This is a genomic window from Herminiimonas sp. NPDC097707 (assembly GCF_044761395.1).
Taxonomy (GTDB): Bacteria; Pseudomonadota; Gammaproteobacteria; order Burkholderiales; family Burkholderiaceae_D; genus Oxalicibacterium.
This window is the reverse complement of sequence record NZ_JBIWCI010000001.1, coordinates 2,264,288-2,283,765: the sequence shown is the minus strand read 5'-3', so window position 1 is coordinate 2,283,765 and position 19,478 is coordinate 2,264,288. Positions and strand designations below refer to the sequence as shown.

The window sequence follows — 19,478 nt, the reverse complement described above, 5'->3', positions numbered from 1 at the left end:
AGAGGAGCCCAAGTAATGCGCCGCAAGGCAAGTGAACAGGCGCTACCACTCAATCAATGTAGGAGCCATCATGGCAAAGAAAATCATTGGTTTTATCAAGCTGCAAGTTCCAGCTGGTAAGGCAAACCCATCCCCTCCAATCGGACCTGCTCTGGGTCAACGTGGTCTGAACATCATGGAATTCTGCAAGGCGTTCAACGCGCAGACCCAAGGTGTTGAGCCAGGTATGCCAATTCCGGTTGTTATTACCGCGTTTGCGGACAAGTCTTTCACTTTCGTGATGAAGACGCCGCCAGCAACGTATCTGATCAAAAAAGCTGCGAGCATCACCAAGGGTTCTGCCAAGGCAAATACCGACAAGGTCGGCAAGATCACGCGCGCGCAAGCTGAAGAAATCGCAACAACTAAACGGCCGGATTTGACGGCTGCCGACATGGATGCAGCTGTGCGTACGATCGCCGGTTCCGCACGTTCCATGGGCATCACGGTGGAGGGTCTGTAATGGCTAAGTTATCGAAACGCGTTAAAGCATTCAAGGCAAAAGTTGATCGTACCAAAGCGTACCCATTCGACAATGCACTGGCTTTGATCAAAGAATGTGCATCTGCCAAATTCAACGAATCGATCGACGTATCGGTTCAATTGGGTGTTGATGCCAAGAAGTCCGACCAAGTTGTTCGTGGCTCCGTTGTTTTGCCGGCTGGTACAGGCAAAGACGTGCGCGTAGCAGTATTTGCTACCGGCGAAAAAGCAGAGCAGGCGAAAGCTGCTGGTGCTGACATCGTCGGCATGGAAGATCTGGCTGAGTCGATCAAGGCTGGCAATATGCCTTTCGACATCGTGATCGCATCGCCAGATACCATGCGTATCGTTGGTACCCTGGGTCAAATCCTCGGACCTCGCGGCCTGATGCCTAACCCGAAAGTCGGTACTGTTACTCCTGACGTTGCAACTGCAGTTAAAAATGCAAAAGCAGGTCAAGTGCAATACCGTACTGACAAGGCTGGCATTATTCACGCCACTATCGGTCGTAAATCGTTTACCGACGAAGCGCTCAAATCCAACTTGTTGGCTTTGATCGATGCGTTGACTAAAGCCAAGCCAGCAACCAGCAAAGGTGTTTACCTGCGCAAGGTTTCGCTGTCGTCGACGATGGGCGCTGGTGTTCGCGTCGATCAAACGACTCTGGCCGCTTAAGTTATTGAATTAAGTCCCGTCGTCAATTTGGCGGTGGGCGCATCTTTGGGCTGGACCGGATTCGGTAGGATAGAAAAAGGTTCAGGCAATCAAAGACCGTTGGGCGGCGTGCATGTAAGTAGTGTGCAAAGTTAAATGTGGAGTTGGCAACAACTCGATACCCAACGCAGATGGTGACCCCGAACAAGTTTTGCAGTCTCTTCGCTGGCTTGCCAGTATGAACTCCTAACTTCGGACGCCGTGTTCGAACCGATGTGAGGCAAGCAATCAATGATGGTTGTGTAGAAGCCGAGCATTACTTTTGGAGGTTGATCTTGAGTCTCAATCTGAATGACAAAAAGGCCGTAGTCGCCGAAATCTCTGCCAAGGTAGCAACGGCACAGACTATCGTCGTGGCCGAATATCGTGGCATCCAGGTTGGTCACTTGACACAACTGCGCGCCAAAGCGCGGGACCAGGGCGTTTACTTGCGCGTGTTGAAAAACACACTCGCTCGTCGTGCCGTTGAAGGTACCGCATTTGCCGACCTCGCTTCTGAAATGACCGGTCCGTTGATCTATTCGATCTCGGACGATGCCGTTGCTGCAGCTAAAGTCATCAGTGACTTTGCTAAAACCAACGACAAACTGGTTGTTAAGGCAGGTAACTATGCAGGCAAGACGCTTGATAAAGCGGCTGTTACTGCATTGGCAAATATTCCTAGCCGTGAAGTCCTGCTGGCCCAAGTCTTGGGCATGATGCTGGTTCCGGTTGCGAGCTTTACGCGTGGTTTGGCTGCTCTTGCTGCTAAAAAAGCTGAAGGCGAAACGCCTGCAGCTGCAGCAGAACCAGTCGCCGAAGTTACCGAAGCAGCAGCGGAATAACAGGCTGCCGCACGTGTGCGGCCCTGCGCTCTTGTTTCGACGCTTCGCGTCAGTACCAATCAGATGTAATTATTGAAAAAATTTAGGAGTTTCAAATGGCAATTAGCAAAGACGACATCCTGGAAGCCGTAGGCAACCTGACAGTTCTGGAACTGAATGACTTGGTTAAAGCATTCGAAGAAAAATTCGGCGTATCCGCTGCTGCAATGGCTGCTCCTGCAGCTGGCGGCGCAGCTGGTGGCGCTGCTGCTGAAGAGCAAACCGAATTCACCGTTATCCTGGCTGATTTCGGCGCGAACAAAGTTGGCGTGATTAAAGCAGTGCGTGAAATCACCGGTCTGGGCTTGAAAGAAGCTAAGGATCTGGTTGATGCTGCACCGAAACCTTTGAAAGAAGGCGTTTCGAAAGCAGATGCTGAAGCAGCTAAGAAAAAGCTGGAAGAAGCTGGCGCGAAAGCGGAAATCAAGTAATTTGGTTTTATCTGCGCGCGTTAATAGTTTTATTGGCAGCGCCCGAGTCAAAGCATGGAACTGCCCGAAAGGGTGGTTCGGCTTTGGCTCCTTTGTCGTTTTTGGATTAAAAAATGTGGTTGTCAGCAGGCTTGATTGACTTGATGTAATCTGGTGTGTTGTTCGACCGACTGGTCCAAGGGCAGAGACTTGAGGTTTCAATGTTTCGAGTTGTGATTTATTGCAACTCGGCAATGCAGCCTGAATCCTGAATTCTCTATCCTTCCCTGTCACTCACGGAGTGTCCATGCACTACTCATTTACTGAGAAAAAGCGCATTCGCAAATCATTCGCGAAACGTGCTAACGTTCACAACGTTCCGTTCCTGCTGGCGACCCAGCTCGAGTCGTATCATGACTTTTTGCAAGAAGACAAAATACCGTCCCAACGCAAAAACGAAGGCTTGCAATCTGCCTTCACGTCTATTTTCCCTATCGTTTCGCACAATGGTTTTGCGCGTCTCGAATTCTTGTCGTATGTGCTCGGCGATCCGCCGTTCAACATCAAGGAATGCCAACAACGTGGATTGACGTACGCGTCGCCTCTGCGTGCCAAAGTTCGTCTGGTGATCCTGGATAAGGAATCGCCGACCAAGCCTGTCGTTAAAGAAATGAAAGAACAGGAAGTCTACATGGGCGAATTGCCTTTGATGACCTCGACAGGTTCTTTCGTGATCAACGGTACCGAACGCGTTATCGTGTCGCAGTTGCATCGTTCGCCAGGCGTGTTCTTTGAACACGATCGCGGCAAGACGCACTCGTCCGGTAAATTGCTGTTCTCCGCACGTATCATTCCTTACCGCGGTTCATGGCTGGACTACGAATTTGATCCGAAAGACATTTTGTTCTTCCGCGTCGATCGTCGTCGCAAGATGCCTGTCACGATCCTGTTGAAGGCAATCGGCATGACGCCGGAGCAAATCCTTGAAAACTTCTTCGTTTTCGATGATTTCACTCTGCACGCTGATGGCGCTGAAATGAAATTTGTGGCCGAACGTCTGCGCGGTGAAGTTGCCCGTTTCGATATCGCCGACAAAGCCGGTAAAGTGCTGGTTGCAAAAGACAAGCGCATCAACAGCAAGCATGTGCGCGATGTTGAAGCTGCAGGCATCAAGCAGATTTCGGTTCCGGAAGATTACCTGCTGGGCCGCATTCTGGCGAAAAACATCGTTGATGCCGATACTGGTGAAGTGATTGCCAGCGCCAATGATGAATTGACAGATGATTTGCTGGCGCGTTTGCGCGAAGGCAAAATCAGCCACATTCAGACTCTGTATACCAACGATCTGGATCAAGGCGGCTACATCTCGCAAACCTTGCGTATGGACGACACCAACGATCAGATGGCGGCAAAAGTCGCGATCTATCGCATGATGCGCCCAGGTGAACCGCCAACCGAAGATTCGGTTGAGGCATTGTTCAACGGCTTGTTCTACAACCCGGATCGTTACGATCTGTCGGCTGTCGGCCGTATGAAGTTCAACCGTCGTATCGGTCGTGATTCCTTGACCGGCGACATGACTTTGTCGAACGAAGACGTGCTGGCCGTGATCAAGATTCTGGTTGAGTTGCGCAATGGTCGCGGCGAAGTCGATGATATCGATCACTTGGGTAACCGTCGCGTACGTTGCGTCGGCGAATTGGCTGAGAACCAATTCCGCGCCGGTCTGGTTCGCGTTGAGCGTGCTGTCAAGGAGCGTCTCGGCCAAGCCGAAGCGGACAACCTGATGCCGCATGACCTGATCAATTCCAAGCCTATCTCGGCCGCGATCCGTGAATTCTTCGGTTCGTCGCAGTTGTCGCAGTTTATGGATCAAACCAATCCATTGTCGGAAATCACGCACAAACGTCGTGTCTCCGCTCTCGGACCTGGTGGTTTGACTCGTGAGCGCGCCGGCTTTGAAGTCCGCGACGTGCATCCGACACACTACGGCCGCGTCTGCCCGATCGAAACACCGGAAGGCCCGAACATTGGTCTGATCAACTCGCTGGCTCTGTATGCCCGTCTGAACGAATACGGTTTCCTGGAAACCCCATATCGTAAAGTTGAAGGCAGCAAGGTCACCGATCAAATCGACTATTTGTCCGCGATTGAAGAAGGTCGTTACATCATCGCTCAGGCGAATGCGACGATCGACAAAGCTGGTCAATTGTCCGATGAACTGGTTTCCGCACGTGAAGCCGGCGAAACGATCTTGGTATCGCCGGAACGCGTTCAGTACATGGACGTGGCACCAGGCCAGGTCGTCTCGGTTGCTGCTTCGCTGATTCCGTTCCTCGAACACGATGATGCGAACCGTGCATTGATGGGCGCCAACATGCAACGTCAGGCAGTTCCTTGCCTGCGTCCGGAGAAAGCTCTGGTTGGTACCGGTATCGAACGTACCGTTGCAGTCGACTCTGGTACTACTGTTCAGGCATTGCGTGGCGGTATCGTTGATTACATCGATGCAGGCCGTGTCGTGATTCGCGTCAATGACGATGAAGCACAAGCCGGTGAAGTCGGTGTTGATATCTACAACCTGATCAAGTACACCCGTTCGAACCAAAATACGAACATCAACCAACGTCCTATCGTGCAAGTTGGCGATCGCGTTGCGAAACATGACGTCATCGCTGACGGCGCATCGACTGACTTGGGCGAATTGGCTCTGGGTCAGAACATGTTGGTCGCGTTTATGCCGTGGAACGGTTACAACTTCGAAGACTCGATTCTGATCTCTGAAAAAGTTGTGGCTGATGATCGCTACACCTCGATTCACATCGAAGAGTTGTCGGTTGTTGCACGTGACACCAAGCTGGGTGCGGAAGAGATCACACGTGATATCTCTAACCTGGCTGAAAACCAATTGGCGCGTCTGGATGAGTCCGGTATCGTCTACATCGGTGCAGAAGTCACCGCTGGCGACACTCTGGTCGGTAAAGTTACGCCTAAAGGCGAAACCCAACTGACACCGGAAGAAAAACTGCTGCGCGCGATTTTCGGTGAAAAAGCATCCGACGTCAAAGATACATCGTTGCGCGTACCGTCCGGCATGGTCGGCACCGTGATCGATGTGCAAGTGTTTACGCGTGAAGGTATTCCACGCGACAAACGTGCACAACAGATTATCGACGACGAACTGCAACGCTATCGTCTGGATTTGAACGATCAGCTGCGTATCGTTGAAGGCGATGCATTCCAGCGTCTGGAAAAAATGCTGATCGGCAAAGTCGTCAACGGCGGTCCTAAGAAAATCGCGAAGGGCACGAAAATTACTGCTGACTATTTGGCCGATCTGGACAAATACCACTGGTTCGATATTCGTCCTTCCGACGACACATCGGCCAACGCTTTGGAAGCGATCAAGGAATCGATCGCTGAAAAACGTCACCAGTTTGATCTGGCATTTGAAGAAAAACGCAAGAAACTGACGCAAGGCGACGAATTGCCGCCAGGCGTACAGAAGATGGTCAAGGTTTATCTGGCAGTCAAACGTCGTCTGCAACCAGGCGACAAGATGGCGGGTCGTCACGGTAACAAGGGTGTGGTTTCACGCATCTTGCCTATCGAAGACATGCCGCATATGGCTGACGGTACACCAGCAGACGTCGTGCTGAACCCATTGGGCGTTCCATCGCGTATGAACGTTGGTCAGGTGCTGGAAGTCCATCTGGGCTGGGCAGCTAAAGGTTTGGGTCTGCGTATCGGCGAAATGCTCGCTGCGCAGGTACAACTTGCTGAGCTGCGCAAATTCCTGGCAGCGATCTATAACGAGTCCGGCAAGACAGAGGATCTCGATAGTTTCAGCGATGCAGAAATCCTGGAACTGGCGAGCAACCTGAAGAACGGTGTGCCATTCGCAACGCCAGTGTTTGACGGCGCTGATGAAGGCGAAACCCGTCGCATGCTGGATCTGGCTTACCCGGATCACATTGCCAAGCAACTGGGCATGACTGCTTCCAAAAATCAGGTCACGATGTATGACGGTCGTACCGGTGAAGCGTTTGAGCGTTCTGTGACTGTCGGTTACATGCACTACCTCAAGCTGCATCACTTGGTTGATGACAAGATGCATGCACGTTCGACCGGTCCTTACTCGCTGGTTACGCAGCAACCACTGGGCGGTAAAGCTCAGTTCGGTGGCCAGCGTTTTGGTGAGATGGAAGTCTGGGCACTGGAAGCATACGGCGCGTCTTACGTCTTGCAAGAGATGTTGACCGTCAAGTCCGATGACGTGAATGGCCGTACCAAAGTGTACGAAAATCTCGTCAAGGGCGACCACGTCATCGACGCCGGCATGCCGGAGTCCTTCAACGTTCTCGTTAAGGAAATCCGCTCGCTGGGTATCGACATCGATCTGGAACGCGACTGATGTAAAACGAGGGAAGGGCAACGAAAGTTGTTCTTCCCTTTGCTGACTGGAATTTAGTACTGAAGCAAGCGTAGTAGAAAAATAGCTAGGCAATAGCAGTTTCTGGAAGTGTCGTCTGTCCCGGTATGCGCGGAACTCAGTGTGGAAGTTACTCTTACCACCTCAGCTCTCCCGCCCATGCGAACAGGGTTTAAAGCAGCGCCGACGCAACCTTCTCATCATCAAGCGTTTTTTCACGCCAACTGGAGTGATACATGAAAGCACTGCTCGATCTATTCAAGCAAGTTCAGCAAAACGAACAATTCGACGCGATCAAAATTGGTCTGGCGTCACCAGAAAAAATCCGTTCGTGGTCCTACGGCGAAGTCAAGAAGCCGGAAACCATCAACTATCGTACGTTCAAGCCTGAACGTGACGGCTTGTTTTGCGCAAAAATATTTGGCCCGATCAAGGATTACGAATGCCTGTGCGGCAAATACAAGCGCCTGAAACATCGCGGCGTTATCTGCGAAAAGTGCGGCGTTGAAGTCACACTGGCTAAAGTGCGTCGTGAACGCATGGGTCACATCGAGTTGGCATCGCCAACTGCGCACATCTGGTTCCTGAAATCGCTGCCATCCCGTTTGGGTATGGTGCTCGATATGACCTTGCGGGATATCGAACGCGTTCTGTATTTTGAAGCCTACGTTGTGACCGATCCAGGCATGACTCCGCTGAAAAAATGCCAGATCATGTCGGAAGACGACTATGCGGCTAAATACGAAGAATTCGGCGACGACTTCACCGCATTCATGGGCGCCGAAGGTATCCGTGAATTGCTGCGCGCTATCGACATCGATCGCGATGCTGAAATGCTGCGTCAGGAGTTGAAAGATTCCAAATCTGAAGCCAAGATCAAAAAATACGCCAAGCGCCTGAAAGTGCTGGAAGCGTTCCAACGTTCGGGCATCAAGCCTGACTGGATGATCATGGAAGTGTTGCCGGTATTGCCGCCAGAACTGCGCCCATTGGTGCCGCTGGATGGTGGTCGCTTCGCAACCTCCGACCTGAACGATCTGTATCGCCGCGTTATCAACCGTAACAACCGTTTGAAGCGTCTGATGGAACTCCGCGCGCCGGAAATCATCACCCGCAACGAAAAACGTATGTTGCAAGAAGCGGTCGATTCGCTGCTGGATAACGGCCGTCGCGGTAAAGCGATGACAGGCGCTAACAAGCGTCCGCTGAAATCGCTGGCCGAAATGATCAAAGGCAAGGGCGGTCGTTTCCGTCAAAACTTGCTGGGCAAACGCGTCGATTACTCGGGTCGTTCCGTTATCGTTGTAGGCCCACAACTGAAATTGCATCAATGCGGTCTGCCGAAACTGATGGCGTTGGAATTGTTCAAACCATTCATTTTCAACAAGCTTGAATTGATGGGCCTGGCGACAACGATCAAGGCTGCGAAAAAACTGGTTGAGATTCAAGAACCAGTCGTGTGGGACATCCTGGAAGACGTGATCCGTGAACATCCGGTCATGTTGAACCGTGCGCCTACCTTGCATCGTCTTGGTATTCAAGCGTTTGAGCCAGTTCTGATCGAAGGCAAGGCGATTCAATTGCACCCATTGGTCTGCGCTGCGTTTAACGCCGACTTTGACGGCGATCAAATGGCGGTTCACGTTCCATTGTCGATCGAAGCACAGATGGAAGCACGCACCTTGATGCTGGCTTCGAACAACATCCTGTTCCCATCGAATGGCGAACCATCGATCGTTCCTTCGCAAGATATCGTGTTGGGTCTGTACTACGCGAGCCGTGAAGCGATCAACGCCAAGGGCGAAGGCATGATGTTCCCGGACGTGTCCGAAGTCATCCGTGCCTACGACAATAAAGAAGTTGAACTGGCAACCCGTATTACCGTGCGTATCACCGAGTATCCAAAAAATGTGGAAACCGGCGAATTCGACAAAACGATTACCCGCTACGAAACCACGGTTGGTCGCGCGATCCTGTCGGAAATTCTGCCTAAAGGCTTGCCGTTCTCCGTATTGAACCGCGCGCTGAAAAAGAAAGAAATTTCACGTCTGATCAACTTGTCCTTCCGTAAGTGCGGTCTGCGCGCAACGGTTGTATTCGCTGATCAATTGCTGCAATCGGGCTTCCGCCTGGCGACCCGTGCCGGCATCTCGATTTGCGTCGACGACATGCTGGTGCCGAAAGAAAAAGTCTCCCTCATTGCGGCTGCCGAAAGCGAAGTCAAACAGATCGAACAGCAATATTCGTCCGGTCTGGTTACTGCCGGCGAACGTTACAACAAAGTGGTGGATATCTGGGGCAAGGCCGGTGATGACGTCGGCAAGGCCATGATGGATCAACTCAAGGTTGAAGATGTCGTCAAACGCGACGGCACCAAAACCACGCAAGAATCGTTCAACGCGATTTACATGATGGCCGACTCCGGTGCGCGCGGTTCCGCAGCACAGATTCGTCAGCTGGCCGGTATGCGTGGTCTGATGGCGAAACCGGATGGTTCCATTATTGAAACGCCGATCACCGCGAACTTCCGCGAAGGTCTGAACGTTTTGCAGTACTTCATCTCGACTCACGGTGCACGTAAAGGTCTGGCCGATACCGCGCTGAAAACAGCGAACTCGGGTTACCTGACACGTCGTCTGGTTGACGTAACGCAAGATCTGGTTGTGATCGAAGACGATTGCGGCACCTCGAATGGCGCATCGATGAAAGCGCTGGTCGAGGGCGGTGAAGTTATCGAAGCATTGCGTGACCGTATCCTGGGTCGCGTTGCCGCAAACGATATCGTCAATCCTGAAACACAGGCAACCTTGTATGCAGCGGGTAGCTTGCTTGATGAAGACATGGTTGAAGAAATCGAACGCCTTGGCATCGATGAAGTAAAAGTACGCACGCCATTGACTTGCGACACGCGCTTCGGTCTGTGCGCTCTGTGTTATGGCCGCGATCTGGGTCGTGGCTCGATGGTCAACGCCGGTGAAGCAGTCGGTGTTATCGCGGCACAATCGATCGGCGAGCCTGGTACTCAGTTGACGATGCGTACCTTCCACATTGGTGGTGCAGCGTCGCGTGCGGCAGTTGCTTCGTCGGTGGAAGCCAAATCGAACGGTACCGTTCGCTTCACTGCGACGATGCGTTACGTCACGAACGGCAAAGGCGGTCAGATCGTCATTTCCCGTTCCGGCGAAGTGCTGATCACGGATGATCTCGGCCGTGAGCGTGAGCGTCATAAAGTACCGTACGGCGCGACCCTGATCGTTAAAGACGGTCTGGTCATCAAGGCTGGTACCGCATTGGCAACATGGGATCCGTTGACCCGTCCTATCATTACCGAATACACCGGTACGGTGAAATTCGAGAACGTCGAAGAAGGTTCGACCGTTGCACGTCAGATCGATGAAGTGACCGGTTTGTCGACTCTGGTTGTTATCGATGCGAAACGTCGCGGCTCGGTGACCAAAACCGTTCGTCCACAGGTCAAACTGTTGAACGAACAAGGCGAAGAAGTGAAGATCGCCGGCACTGAACACGCAGTAACGATCGGCTTCCAGGTCGGCGCGCTGATTACTGTCAAAGACGGTCAGCAAGTTACCGTCGGCGAAGTGCTGGCACGTATCCCGACCGAATCGCAGAAGACACGTGACATCACCGGTGGTCTGCCGCGTGTTGCCGAGTTGTTCGAAGCACGTTCGCCGAAAGATGCCGGCATGCTGGCAGAAGTCACAGGTACGGTTGCGTTCGGTAAAGAAACCAAAGGCAAGCAACGTCTGGAAATCACAGACATGGACGGCAACAAGCACGAGTTCCTGATTACCAAGGACAAGCAAGTGCTGGTACATGACGGCCAGGTTGTGAACAAGGGCGAGATGATTGTTGACGGCCCAGCCGATCCGCAAGACATCCTGCGTTTGCTGGGTATCGAAGCGCTGGCACGTTACATCGTCGACGAAGTGCAAGACGTGTACCGTTTGCAAGGCGTGAAGATCAACGACAAGCACATCGAAGTCATCGTGCGTCAGATGTTGCGTCGCGTTCAAGTGGTTGATGCCGGCGATGCGAATTACATCGTGGGTGAGCAAGTTGAGCGCTCGGAACTGTTGGACGAAAACGATCGCGTGATTGCCGCGGGCAAGATTCCTGCAACCTACGAAAACGTGTTGCTGGGTATTACCAAGGCATCGCTGTCGACCGACTCCTTCATTTCGGCTGCATCGTTCCAGGAAACTACACGTGTCCTGACCGAAGCTGCGATCATGGGCAAGCGCGATGGTTTGCGTGGCCTGAAAGAAAACGTGATCGTTGGTCGTCTGATCCCGGCCGGTACCGGCCTTGCGTTCCATCGTGCACGCAAGGAAAAGGAATCGTGGGAAGCAGAAGAGCGTACAGCCTTGCTGCAATCCGAGAAAGCTGCTCGCGCGGCCGAAGCGGAAGCGCAGTTTGCTGATATCGCCAGCATGCCTGACAGCGATACCGACGCTTCATAATCCAAGCGTAATCCAAGTATTGAACGGCATCAGGAGAAATCCCGATGCCGTTTTTCTTTGTACAATGGTAGTTTAGTTGCTATAAAGATATTGTCATAAGCTGATTGCATGACGGAAAAGAAAGTTTTTCTGCCATGTTTGCTGTGATTGCTATGGAATTACCCTCATTTCACAACGAAATTGCAGTGCAGCCTTCAATACAATTGTTGACTGCTAAAGTATACGGGGCTATACTCGCGAGTTCTCGATTTTAAGCTCTGCTGGGCTTAAACGCTCTTTGGTCTTGCTTCTTCGCAACCCCCTTGCGCGTTTTCCTTCTCTGCCGATCGAGGCGTGCGTCGAATTAAATTCTTCCGCAATGATTCTTTAGTCCCCGAACAACCGTTTTCGGGTTCGTATTATTAATGTTGTATTAGCTGGATATAGAGCGATGCCAACCATCAATCAACTGATTCGCCAGCCGCGTGTTTCTGCACGCGTCAAGAGCAAATCGCCGGCGCTGGAAAACAGCCCGCAAAAACGTGGCGTATGTACCCGCGTTTACACCACAACTCCAAAGAAGCCTAACTCGGCTCTGCGTAAAGTTGCCAAAGTGCGTTTGACCAACGGTTTCGAAGTAATTTCGTACATCGGCGGTGAAGGCCATAACCTGCAAGAACATAGCGTCGTGCTGTTGCGCGGCGGTCGTGTAAAAGATTTGCCGGGTGTGCGTTATCACATGGTTCGCGGCGCTTTGGATACCCAGGGTGTTAAAGACCGTAAGCAAGCGCGTTCGAAGTACGGTACCAAGCGTGCAAAAGCTGGCAAGAAGTAATTAACTGTATTTTCGCGGCCTCCGCGAAATTGTGTCGGTCCCTAATGGGCCGAGTAAGTGGATGGTTATGATGACTGTCCGCGAGTGTGCGGCAAACCTGTTGCTGCGCCTCAACTGAAGATTGAAAGGAATCGAAATGCCACGTCGTCGTGAAGTTCCCAAGCGGGACATACTGCCAGATCCGAAATTCGGTAATGTTGATGTTGCCAAATTCGTTAACGTGTTGATGTTGTCCGGTAAGAAATCGGTCGCAGAAAACATCATCTACGGTGCGTTTGAGCATATCCAGACCAAGTCGGGCAAGGATCCGCTGGAAGTATTTACAGCTGCAATCCTTAACTGCAAACCACTGGTTGAAGTGAAATCCCGTCGTGTTGGTGGTGCAAACTACCAGGTGCCTGTTGAAGTTCGTCCTGTCCGTCGTATGGCTTTGTCCATGCGTTGGTTGCGCGAAGCTGCAAACAAGCGCAGCGAAAAATCGATGCCGCAACGTCTCGCTGGTGAATTGCTCGAAGCTGCGGAAAGCCGCGGCGGTGCAATGAAGAAGCGCGATGAAGTGCATCGTATGGCTGAGGCGAATAAAGCGTTCTCGCACTTCCGCTTCTGATGAATTAAATAGTTGCCCCGCGGTAATTCGCGGGCGCTTGTCTACTTATATAAATTGTTCGGAACCGGGCACCTCATTTATCAAAAATGACGCTCGGTTTTGTTCGTTAAAGAGATATTGGATTAATCATGGCCCGCAAGACCCCCATTGAGCGTTACCGCAATATCGGTATCTCGGCTCACATTGACGCCGGCAAGACCACTACCACTGAACGCGTCCTGTTCTACACGGGTGTAAACCACAAGCTGGGCGAGACCCATGAAGGTTCGGCAACCACCGACTGGATGGAGCAGGAGCAAGAGCGCGGTATTACCATTACTTCCGCAGCAGTTACCTGCTTCTGGAAAGGGATGGCAAACAACCTTCCTGCGCACCATATCAACATCATTGATACGCCGGGCCACGTTGACTTCACGATTGAAGTTGAGCGTTCGATGCGCGTACTGGATGGCGCGTGCATGGTTTATTGTGCGGTCGGTGGCGTGCAGCCACAATCTGAAACTGTTTGGCGTCAGGCCAACAAGTACAAGGTTCCTCGTTTGGCATTCGTCAACAAGATGGATCGTACCGGCGCGAACTTCTTTAAAGTGTACGAACAAATGCGTGCACGTCTGAAGGCCAATCCTGTGCCTATCCAGGTACCTATCGGTGCGGAAGATCAGTTCTTCGGCGTGGTTGACTTGATTAAAATGAAGTCGATCATCTGGGATGAAGCTTCCCAGGGCATGAAGTTTGAATACGGTGAGATTCCGGCCAACCTCCTGGCTGAAGCGCAGAAGTGGCGCGAAAACATGGTGGAAGCAGCTGCCGAAGCATCGGAAGAGTTGATGAACAAGTACCTGGAAGAGGGTGACTTGTCGGAGGCCGAAATCAAGGCTGCGTTGCGCACCCGTACTATCGCCAATGAAATCGTGCCAATGATGTGCGGTACTGCTTTCAAAAACAAAGGCGTGCAAGCGATGTTGGACGCGGTGATTGATTACCTGCCGTCCCCAGTTGATATTCCACCAGTTCCTGGTGTGGATGAGTCGGACGAGCCGATTGTTCGTAAGGCAGAAGATGGCGAGAAATTCTCGGCGTTGGCTTTCAAAATTGCTACCGATCCATTCGTTGGTCAATTGTGCTTTATCCGTTGCTACTCTGGCACTCTGAATTCGGGCGATACCGTGTTGAACTCGGTGAAAGAGAAGAAGGAGCGTATTGGCCGTATCGTTCAGATGCAGGCAAATCAGCGCGAAGAAATCAAAGAGATGCGTGCTGGCGATATCGCTGCAGTCGTGGGTCTGAAAGACACTACCACTGGCGATACTCTGTGCGATGACAAGGCATTTGTTGTGCTGGAGCGCATGGTCTTCCCTGAGCCGGTTATTTCGCAGGCAGTTGAGCCAAAAACCAAGGCTGACCAGGAAAAAATGGGCTTGGCGCTGAATCGTCTGGCTGCTGAAGATCCATCGTTCCGCGTGCGTACCGATGAAGAATCAGGTCAAACCATCATCGCCGGTATGGGCGAGTTGCATCTGGATATTATTGTCGATCGTATGAAGCGTGAATTCAACGTGGAAGCGACCGTCGGTAAGCCGCAAGTTGCATATCGCGAAACGATCCGCAAAACATGCGAAGAAATCGAAGGCAAATTCGTCAAGCAATCCGGTGGTCGTGGTCAGTACGGTCACGTAGTTCTGAAAATCGAACCGCAAGAGCCGGGCAAGGGTTTTGAATTCGTTGACGCGATCAAGGGCGGTACCGTTCCACGCGAATACATCCCTGCAGTTGAAAAAGGTGTGCGTGAAACATTGACTGCGGGTGTGCTCGCAGGTTATCCAGTGGTTGACGTTAAAGTTACCTTGTTCTTCGGTTCTTACCATGACGTTGACTCGAACGAAAACGCGTTCCGTATGGCTGCGTCGATGGCCTTCAAGGATGGTTGCCGTAAAGCGAGCCCGGTTATTCTGGAACCGATGATGGCAGTCGAAGTTGAAACGCCAGAAGACTATGCTGGTACCGTGATGGGCGATTTGTCCTCGCGTCGCGGCATGGTTCAAGGTATGGACGAAATCGCGGGCGGCGGCGGCAAGATCATTAAAGCCGAAGTGCCATTGTCCGAAATGTTTGGTTATGCGACATCGTTGCGTTCTGCAACGCAAGGTCGTGCAACCTACTCGATGGAATTCAAGCACTACTCTGAAGCGCCTAAAAATGTGATCGATGCAATCGTCACATCAAAAGCGCCTAAGTAATCGTATTCGTTGAAACGCCGGGCGAGTCGGGCCTATGCATGGCTCGCTTGGCGAGTAGTAAATAACTGTCAAGCGATGCCCCATAAGGGGCATCCTAATATAGATAAATCGTTCTTTTTGAAGGAAGAATAAAATGGCAAAAGGCAAATTCGAGCGGACCAAGCCGCACGTGAACGTGGGCACAATTGGTCACGTCGATCACGGCAAGACCACACTGACAGCAGCGATTGCGACAGTATTGTCGAAGAAGTTTGGTGGCGAAGCCAAAGGCTACGACCAGATTGATAACGCGCCGGAAGAAAAAGCGCGCGGTATCACCATCAACACCTCGCACGTTGAGTACGAAACCACAGCGCGTCACTACGCACACGTTGACTGCCCAGGTCACGCCGATTATGTTAAAAACATGATCACCGGCGCAGCGCAGATGGACGGCGCCATTCTGGTTTGTTCCGCAGCTGACGGCCCAATGCCGCAAACACGTGAGCACATCCTGCTGGCACGCCAAGTTGGTGTTCCATACATCATCGTGTTCCTGAACAAGTGCGACATGGTTGATGATGCAGAATTGCTCGAACTGGTCGAAATGGAAGTGCGCGAGTTGCTCTCCAAATACGAATTTCCAGGCGACGACCTGCCAATCATCAAAGGTTCGGCTAAGTTGGCACTCGAAGGCGACCAAGGTCCATTGGGCGAACCCGCCATCCTGGCCCTGGCCGATGCACTCGACAGCTACATCCCAACACCAGAACGCGCAGTAGACGGCGCCTTCCTGTTGCCAGTAGAAGACGTGTTCTCGATCTCCGGTCGCGGCACCGTTGTAACGGGTCGTATCGAACGCGGTATCGTCAAAGTTGGCGAATCGCTCGAAATCGTTGGTATTCGCGACACTCAAGTCACCACCTGTACCGGTGTTGAAATGTTCCGCAAACTGCTCGACCAAGGTCAAGCAGGCGACAACGTCGGCGTATTGCTGCGTGGCACCAAGCGTGAAGACGTGGAACGTGGTCAAGTGTTGGCAAAGCCAGGCTCGATCAAGCCACACAAGCATTTCACAGGCGAAATCTACGTGTTGTCGAAAGACGAAGGCGGCCGTCACACACCATTCTTCAACAACTACCGTCCACAGTTCTACTTCCGTACTACGGACGTAACTGGTTCGATCGAGTTGCCGAAGGATAAAGAAATGGTGATGCCGGGCGACAACGTCTCGATCACTGTGATGTTGATCAACCCGATTGCGATGGAAGAAGGTCTGCGCTTCGCTATTCGCGAAGGCGGTCGTACCGTCGGCGCCGGTGTTGTTGCCAAGATTATTGAGTAATCAATAAAACAATTTGGCGTAACTGCCATTTACTATCGCCGCGAGTGTTCACTCACTCGCGGCTCGCTCTTTTAAGGAATGAACATGTCTACAGCACCGAAATCAGCTCCAAACCAAAAGATCCGTATTCGCCTGAAAGCTTTCGATTACCGTTTGATCGATCAATCGGCACTCGAAATCGTTGAGACAGCCAAACGTACCGGCGCGGTCGTCAAGGGCCCAGTGCCATTGCCAACACGTATCCAGCGTTTTGACGTTTTGCGTTCGCCGCACGTCAACAAAACATCGCGCGATCAATTCGAAATTCGTACCCACGTTCGTTTGATGGACATCGTTGACCCTACAGACAAAACAGTTGATGCATTGATGAAACTGGATTTGCCTGCTGGCGTTGATGTGGAAATCAAACTGCAATAATTTGTTTTTGTGATGCGGGGCAGAATATGTCCCGCATTTAAACTGGAGGCAGCAATAATTCACGCATTTAAATGTTGTGGAAGCGCTGTTCACCAGTTATAATCTCGGGCTTCGCTGAGGATTCCCATTTGGAATCCTTGTCGCATTTCGTAGTGTTAAGTAGTTTTTATATATCAGCCCCACCCAATCGTAGGTGGGAATGGAGAAAAAATGAACCAAAACCAAGATAAAGGCCAAGGCCTGCTTGGTCGCAAGGTTGGTATGATGCGCATCTTCACGGATGACGGGGATTCGATTCCTGTGACCGTGTTGGACGTATCTAACAATCGTGTGACGCAAATCAAAACGCCTGACGTCGATGGTTATTCGGCTGTTCAGGTCGCTTTCGGCAGCCGTCGTGCTTCCCGTGTCAATAAGGCTTCTGCTGGGCATCACGCCAAAGCAGGTGTTGAAGCTGGCACTGTCCTCAAAGAATTCCGTGTTGCTGCTACTGCTGCTTCCGAACTGAAAGTCGGCGATATTATCGCTGCTAGCTTGTTCGAAGTCGGCCAAAAAGTGGACGTGCAGGGCGTGACCATTGGTAAAGGCTATGCCGGCACCATCAAGCGTCATCACTTCGCTTCCGGTCGCGCAACGCACGGTAACTCGCGTTCGCATAACGTTCCAGGCTCCATCGGTATGGCGCAAGATCCAGGTCGTGTTTTTCCTGGTAAGCGCATGACTGGTCATCTGGGTGATGTGGCTCGCACTATGCAAAACCTTGAGATCGCTCGTATTGATGCTGATCGCCAACTGTTGTTGGTTAAGGGTGCAGTGCCAGGCGCAAAAAATGGTCAGGTGATTGTTTCGCCGGCTGTTAAAGTCAAAGCAAAGAAGGGGGCTTAATTCATGGAACTCAAGCTCCTGAATGACCAAGGTCAATCGTCTTCGAACGTTGCTGCGCCAGATACCATTTTTGGCCGCGATTACAACGAAGCGCTGATTCACCAAGTCGTCGTTGCCTATCAAGCCAACGCACGTAGCGGTAATCGCAAGCAAAAAGATCGTGAAGAAGTTCATCACACAACCAAAAAGCCTTGGCGTCAAAAAGGTACGGGCCGCGCTCGTGCTGGTATGTCGTCTTCGCCTTTGTGGCGCGGCGGCGGTCGGATTTTCCCGAACTCGCCTGATGAAAACTTCTCGCACAAAGTTAACAAAAAGATGTATCGCGCAGGTCTCTGCTCGATCCTCTCGCAGTTGGCTCGTGAAGGTCGTCTCTCCGTAATCGAAAGCCTGTCGGTTGATGCGCCTAAGACGAAACTCTTGTCGCAAAAATTGAAAGGTATGGGTCTGGATTCCGTGCTCGTCATTACTGACAGCCTGGATGAAAACCTGTTGTTGGCATCGCGCAATTTGCCTAATGTGCTGATTTGCGAGCCACGTCATGCTGATCCAGTTTCGCTGGTCTTCTACAAGAAGATCCTGATCACGAAATTGGCATTGGCCAAGATTGAGGAGATGCTGGCATGAGCGCAGTTATCAAACACAGCGAAGAACGCTTGATGAAAGTGTTGCTGGCGCCAGTCATTTCCGAGAAGGCAACTTTTGTTGCCGAGAAAAACGAGCAAGTCGTTTTCCTCGTGATGCCGGACGCTACCAAGCTGGAAATCAAAGCTGCGGTTGAGTTGCTGTTCAAGGTTCAAGTTGAATCTGTTCAGGTTGCCAATCGTCAAGGTAAGCAAAAACGTTCGGGCCGCTTCAATGGTCGTCGCAACCACACACGTCGTGCGTTTGTATGCCTGAAGCCTGGTCAAGAAATCAACTTCACCGAGGAGGCTAAATAATGGCACTCGTTAAAGTCAAACCGACCTCGCCTGGTCGTCGTGGCATGGTCAAGGTCGTCAATGCCGACCTGTACAAAGGCCGTCCATTCGCAGGCTTGATCGAAAAGAAATCGAAAACTGCCGGCCGTAACAACAACGGTCACATCACTACCCGTCATATCGGTGGTGGTCACAAGCAGCACTATCGCGTAATCGACTTCAAACGCACCAAAGATGGTATCCCTGCGAAAGTGGAACGTATCGAATACGATCCAAACCGTACGGCGAACATCGCACTGGTGTTGTATGCGGACGGTGAGCGTCAGTACATTATTGCAACCAAGGGTATGTCGGTTGGCGATCAATTGATGAATGGTTCGGAAGCGCCGATCAAATCGGGTAACTGTTTGCCAATTCGCAATATTCCAGTCGGTACCATCATGCATTGCGTTGAAATGTTGCCAGGCAAGGGCGCGCAAATGGCGCGTACGGCTGGCGCTGGCGTGGTATTGATGGCGCGTGAAGGCGTGTACGCTCAAGTTCGCTTGCGTTCCGGTGAAGTGCGTCGTGTACACATCGAATGCCGTGCAACTGTGGGTGAAGTCGGCAATGCCGAACACAGCTTGCGTAAAATCGGTAAAGCAGGTGCGATGCGTTGGCGTGGTGTTCGTCCTACCGTTCGCGGTGTGGTCATGAACCCGGTCGATCACCCACACGGTGGTGGTGAAGGAAAAACGGCAGCAGGTCGTCATCCGGTATCGCCATGGGGTCAGCAGACTAAAGGCAAGAAGACGCGTCGCAACAAGCGCACGACTTCTATGATCGTCTCGCGCCGCGGCAAGAAATAAGGATAAG

15 protein-coding genes are annotated in these 19,478 nt (G+C 51.9%); all 15 read left to right on the top strand.

The annotated features are described in order from the left end of the window. Nucleotides 1-70 precede the first annotated feature (70 nt). Nucleotides 71-502, top strand: a complete 432-nt coding sequence (rplK, locus tag ACIQW9_RS11080) for a 50S ribosomal protein L11 (protein ID WP_011872539.1) — start codon at nt 71-73, stop codon at nt 500-502. Beyond that, complete coding sequence (rplA, locus tag ACIQW9_RS11075; RefSeq protein WP_402336600.1) at nt 502-1,197, top strand: 50S ribosomal protein L1; 696 nt, start codon at nt 502-504, stop codon at nt 1,195-1,197. The genes rplK and rplA overlap by 1 nt, the downstream gene beginning before the upstream one ends. A 314-nt stretch (nt 1,198-1,511) precedes the next feature. Continuing rightward, on the top strand, nt 1,512-2,060 hold the full coding sequence (gene rplJ, locus ACIQW9_RS11070; protein WP_011872537.1) for a 50S ribosomal protein L10: 549 nt from the start codon (nt 1,512-1,514) through the stop codon (nt 2,058-2,060). A gap of 95 nt (nt 2,061-2,155) precedes the next feature. After that, a complete protein-coding gene (rplL, locus tag ACIQW9_RS11065; protein WP_011872536.1) occupies nt 2,156-2,530 on the top strand; it encodes a 50S ribosomal protein L7/L12 in 375 nt (124 codons plus the stop codon). A 286-nt stretch (nt 2,531-2,816) separates the two neighbouring features. Further along, the gene (gene rpoB, locus ACIQW9_RS11060; protein ID WP_402336597.1) at nt 2,817-6,923 is read left to right on the top strand and encodes a DNA-directed RNA polymerase subunit beta; all 4,107 of its coding nucleotides are present in this window, start codon (nt 2,817-2,819) and stop codon (nt 6,921-6,923) included. A gap of 254 nt (nt 6,924-7,177) precedes the next feature. Continuing rightward, a complete protein-coding gene (gene rpoC / locus ACIQW9_RS11055) occupies nt 7,178-11,422 on the top strand; it encodes a DNA-directed RNA polymerase subunit beta' (protein WP_402336594.1) in 4,245 nt (1,414 codons plus the stop codon). Nucleotides 11,423-11,852: 430 nt separating this feature from the next. Beyond that, the gene (gene rpsL, locus ACIQW9_RS11050; RefSeq protein WP_011872533.1) at nt 11,853-12,236 is read left to right on the top strand and encodes a 30S ribosomal protein S12; all 384 of its coding nucleotides are present in this window, start codon (nt 11,853-11,855) and stop codon (nt 12,234-12,236) included. Between the two features lie 136 nt (nt 12,237-12,372). Continuing rightward, the gene (rpsG, locus tag ACIQW9_RS11045; protein WP_011872532.1) at nt 12,373-12,843 is read left to right on the top strand and encodes a 30S ribosomal protein S7; all 471 of its coding nucleotides are present in this window, start codon (nt 12,373-12,375) and stop codon (nt 12,841-12,843) included. A 128-nt stretch (nt 12,844-12,971) separates the two neighbouring features. Beyond that, on the top strand, nt 12,972-15,080 hold the full coding sequence (fusA, locus tag ACIQW9_RS11040) for an elongation factor G (RefSeq protein WP_402336591.1): 2,109 nt from the start codon (nt 12,972-12,974) through the stop codon (nt 15,078-15,080). A 133-nt stretch (nt 15,081-15,213) separates the two neighbouring features. Next, nucleotides 15,214-16,404, top strand: coding sequence for an elongation factor Tu (gene tuf / locus ACIQW9_RS11035; RefSeq protein WP_402336588.1), 1,191 nt, complete (start codon nt 15,214-15,216; stop codon nt 16,402-16,404). A gap of 84 nt (nt 16,405-16,488) precedes the next feature. Beyond that, a complete protein-coding gene (gene rpsJ, locus ACIQW9_RS11030) occupies nt 16,489-16,821 on the top strand; it encodes a 30S ribosomal protein S10 (RefSeq protein WP_011872529.1) in 333 nt (110 codons plus the stop codon). A gap of 210 nt (nt 16,822-17,031) precedes the next feature. After that, nucleotides 17,032-17,706: a 50S ribosomal protein L3 gene (gene rplC, locus ACIQW9_RS11025; protein ID WP_402336585.1), complete on the top strand. Its 675-nt coding sequence runs from the start codon at nt 17,032-17,034 to the stop codon at nt 17,704-17,706. Nucleotides 17,707-17,709: 3 nt separating this feature from the next. Beyond that, complete coding sequence (gene rplD / locus ACIQW9_RS11020; RefSeq protein ID WP_011872527.1) at nt 17,710-18,330, top strand: 50S ribosomal protein L4; 621 nt, start codon at nt 17,710-17,712, stop codon at nt 18,328-18,330. Beyond that, nucleotides 18,327-18,644 carry a 50S ribosomal protein L23 gene (gene rplW, locus ACIQW9_RS11015; RefSeq protein ID WP_011872526.1) on the top strand — a complete coding sequence of 106 codons (318 nt, stop codon included), beginning with the start codon at nt 18,327-18,329 and terminating at the stop codon, nt 18,642-18,644. Before rplD ends, rplW begins: the two co-directional genes overlap by 4 nt. Beyond that, nucleotides 18,644-19,471: a 50S ribosomal protein L2 gene (rplB, locus tag ACIQW9_RS11010; protein ID WP_402336582.1), complete on the top strand. Its 828-nt coding sequence runs from the start codon at nt 18,644-18,646 to the stop codon at nt 19,469-19,471. The genes rplW and rplB overlap by 1 nt, the downstream gene beginning before the upstream one ends. The last annotated feature ends 7 nt before the right edge of the window (nt 19,472-19,478 follow it).

What these genes read in the sequence shown, in the direction of transcription:
- rplD (WP_011872527.1), top strand. Translation starts at nt 17,710, where the DNA reads ATGGAACTCAAGCTCCTGAATGACCAAGGTCAATCGTCTTCGAACGTT.
- rpoB (WP_402336597.1), top strand. Translation starts at nt 2,817, where the DNA reads ATGCACTACTCATTTACTGAGAAAAAGCGCATTCGCAAATCATTCGCG.
- rplK (WP_011872539.1), top strand. Translation starts at nt 71, where the DNA reads ATGGCAAAGAAAATCATTGGTTTTATCAAGCTGCAAGTTCCAGCTGGT.
- rplL (WP_011872536.1), top strand. Translation starts at nt 2,156, where the DNA reads ATGGCAATTAGCAAAGACGACATCCTGGAAGCCGTAGGCAACCTGACA.
- rplC (WP_402336585.1), top strand. Translation starts at nt 17,032, where the DNA reads ATGAACCAAAACCAAGATAAAGGCCAAGGCCTGCTTGGTCGCAAGGTT.
- rpoC (WP_402336594.1), top strand. Translation starts at nt 7,178, where the DNA reads ATGAAAGCACTGCTCGATCTATTCAAGCAAGTTCAGCAAAACGAACAA.
- rpsG (WP_011872532.1), top strand. Translation starts at nt 12,373, where the DNA reads ATGCCACGTCGTCGTGAAGTTCCCAAGCGGGACATACTGCCAGATCCG.
- rplW (WP_011872526.1), top strand. Translation starts at nt 18,327, where the DNA reads ATGAGCGCAGTTATCAAACACAGCGAAGAACGCTTGATGAAAGTGTTG.
- fusA (WP_402336591.1), top strand. Translation starts at nt 12,972, where the DNA reads ATGGCCCGCAAGACCCCCATTGAGCGTTACCGCAATATCGGTATCTCG.
- rplB (WP_402336582.1), top strand. Translation starts at nt 18,644, where the DNA reads ATGGCACTCGTTAAAGTCAAACCGACCTCGCCTGGTCGTCGTGGCATG.
- rpsJ (WP_011872529.1), top strand. Translation starts at nt 16,489, where the DNA reads ATGTCTACAGCACCGAAATCAGCTCCAAACCAAAAGATCCGTATTCGC.
- tuf (WP_402336588.1), top strand. Translation starts at nt 15,214, where the DNA reads ATGGCAAAAGGCAAATTCGAGCGGACCAAGCCGCACGTGAACGTGGGC.
- rpsL (WP_011872533.1), top strand. Translation starts at nt 11,853, where the DNA reads ATGCCAACCATCAATCAACTGATTCGCCAGCCGCGTGTTTCTGCACGC.
- rplA (WP_402336600.1), top strand. Translation starts at nt 502, where the DNA reads ATGGCTAAGTTATCGAAACGCGTTAAAGCATTCAAGGCAAAAGTTGAT.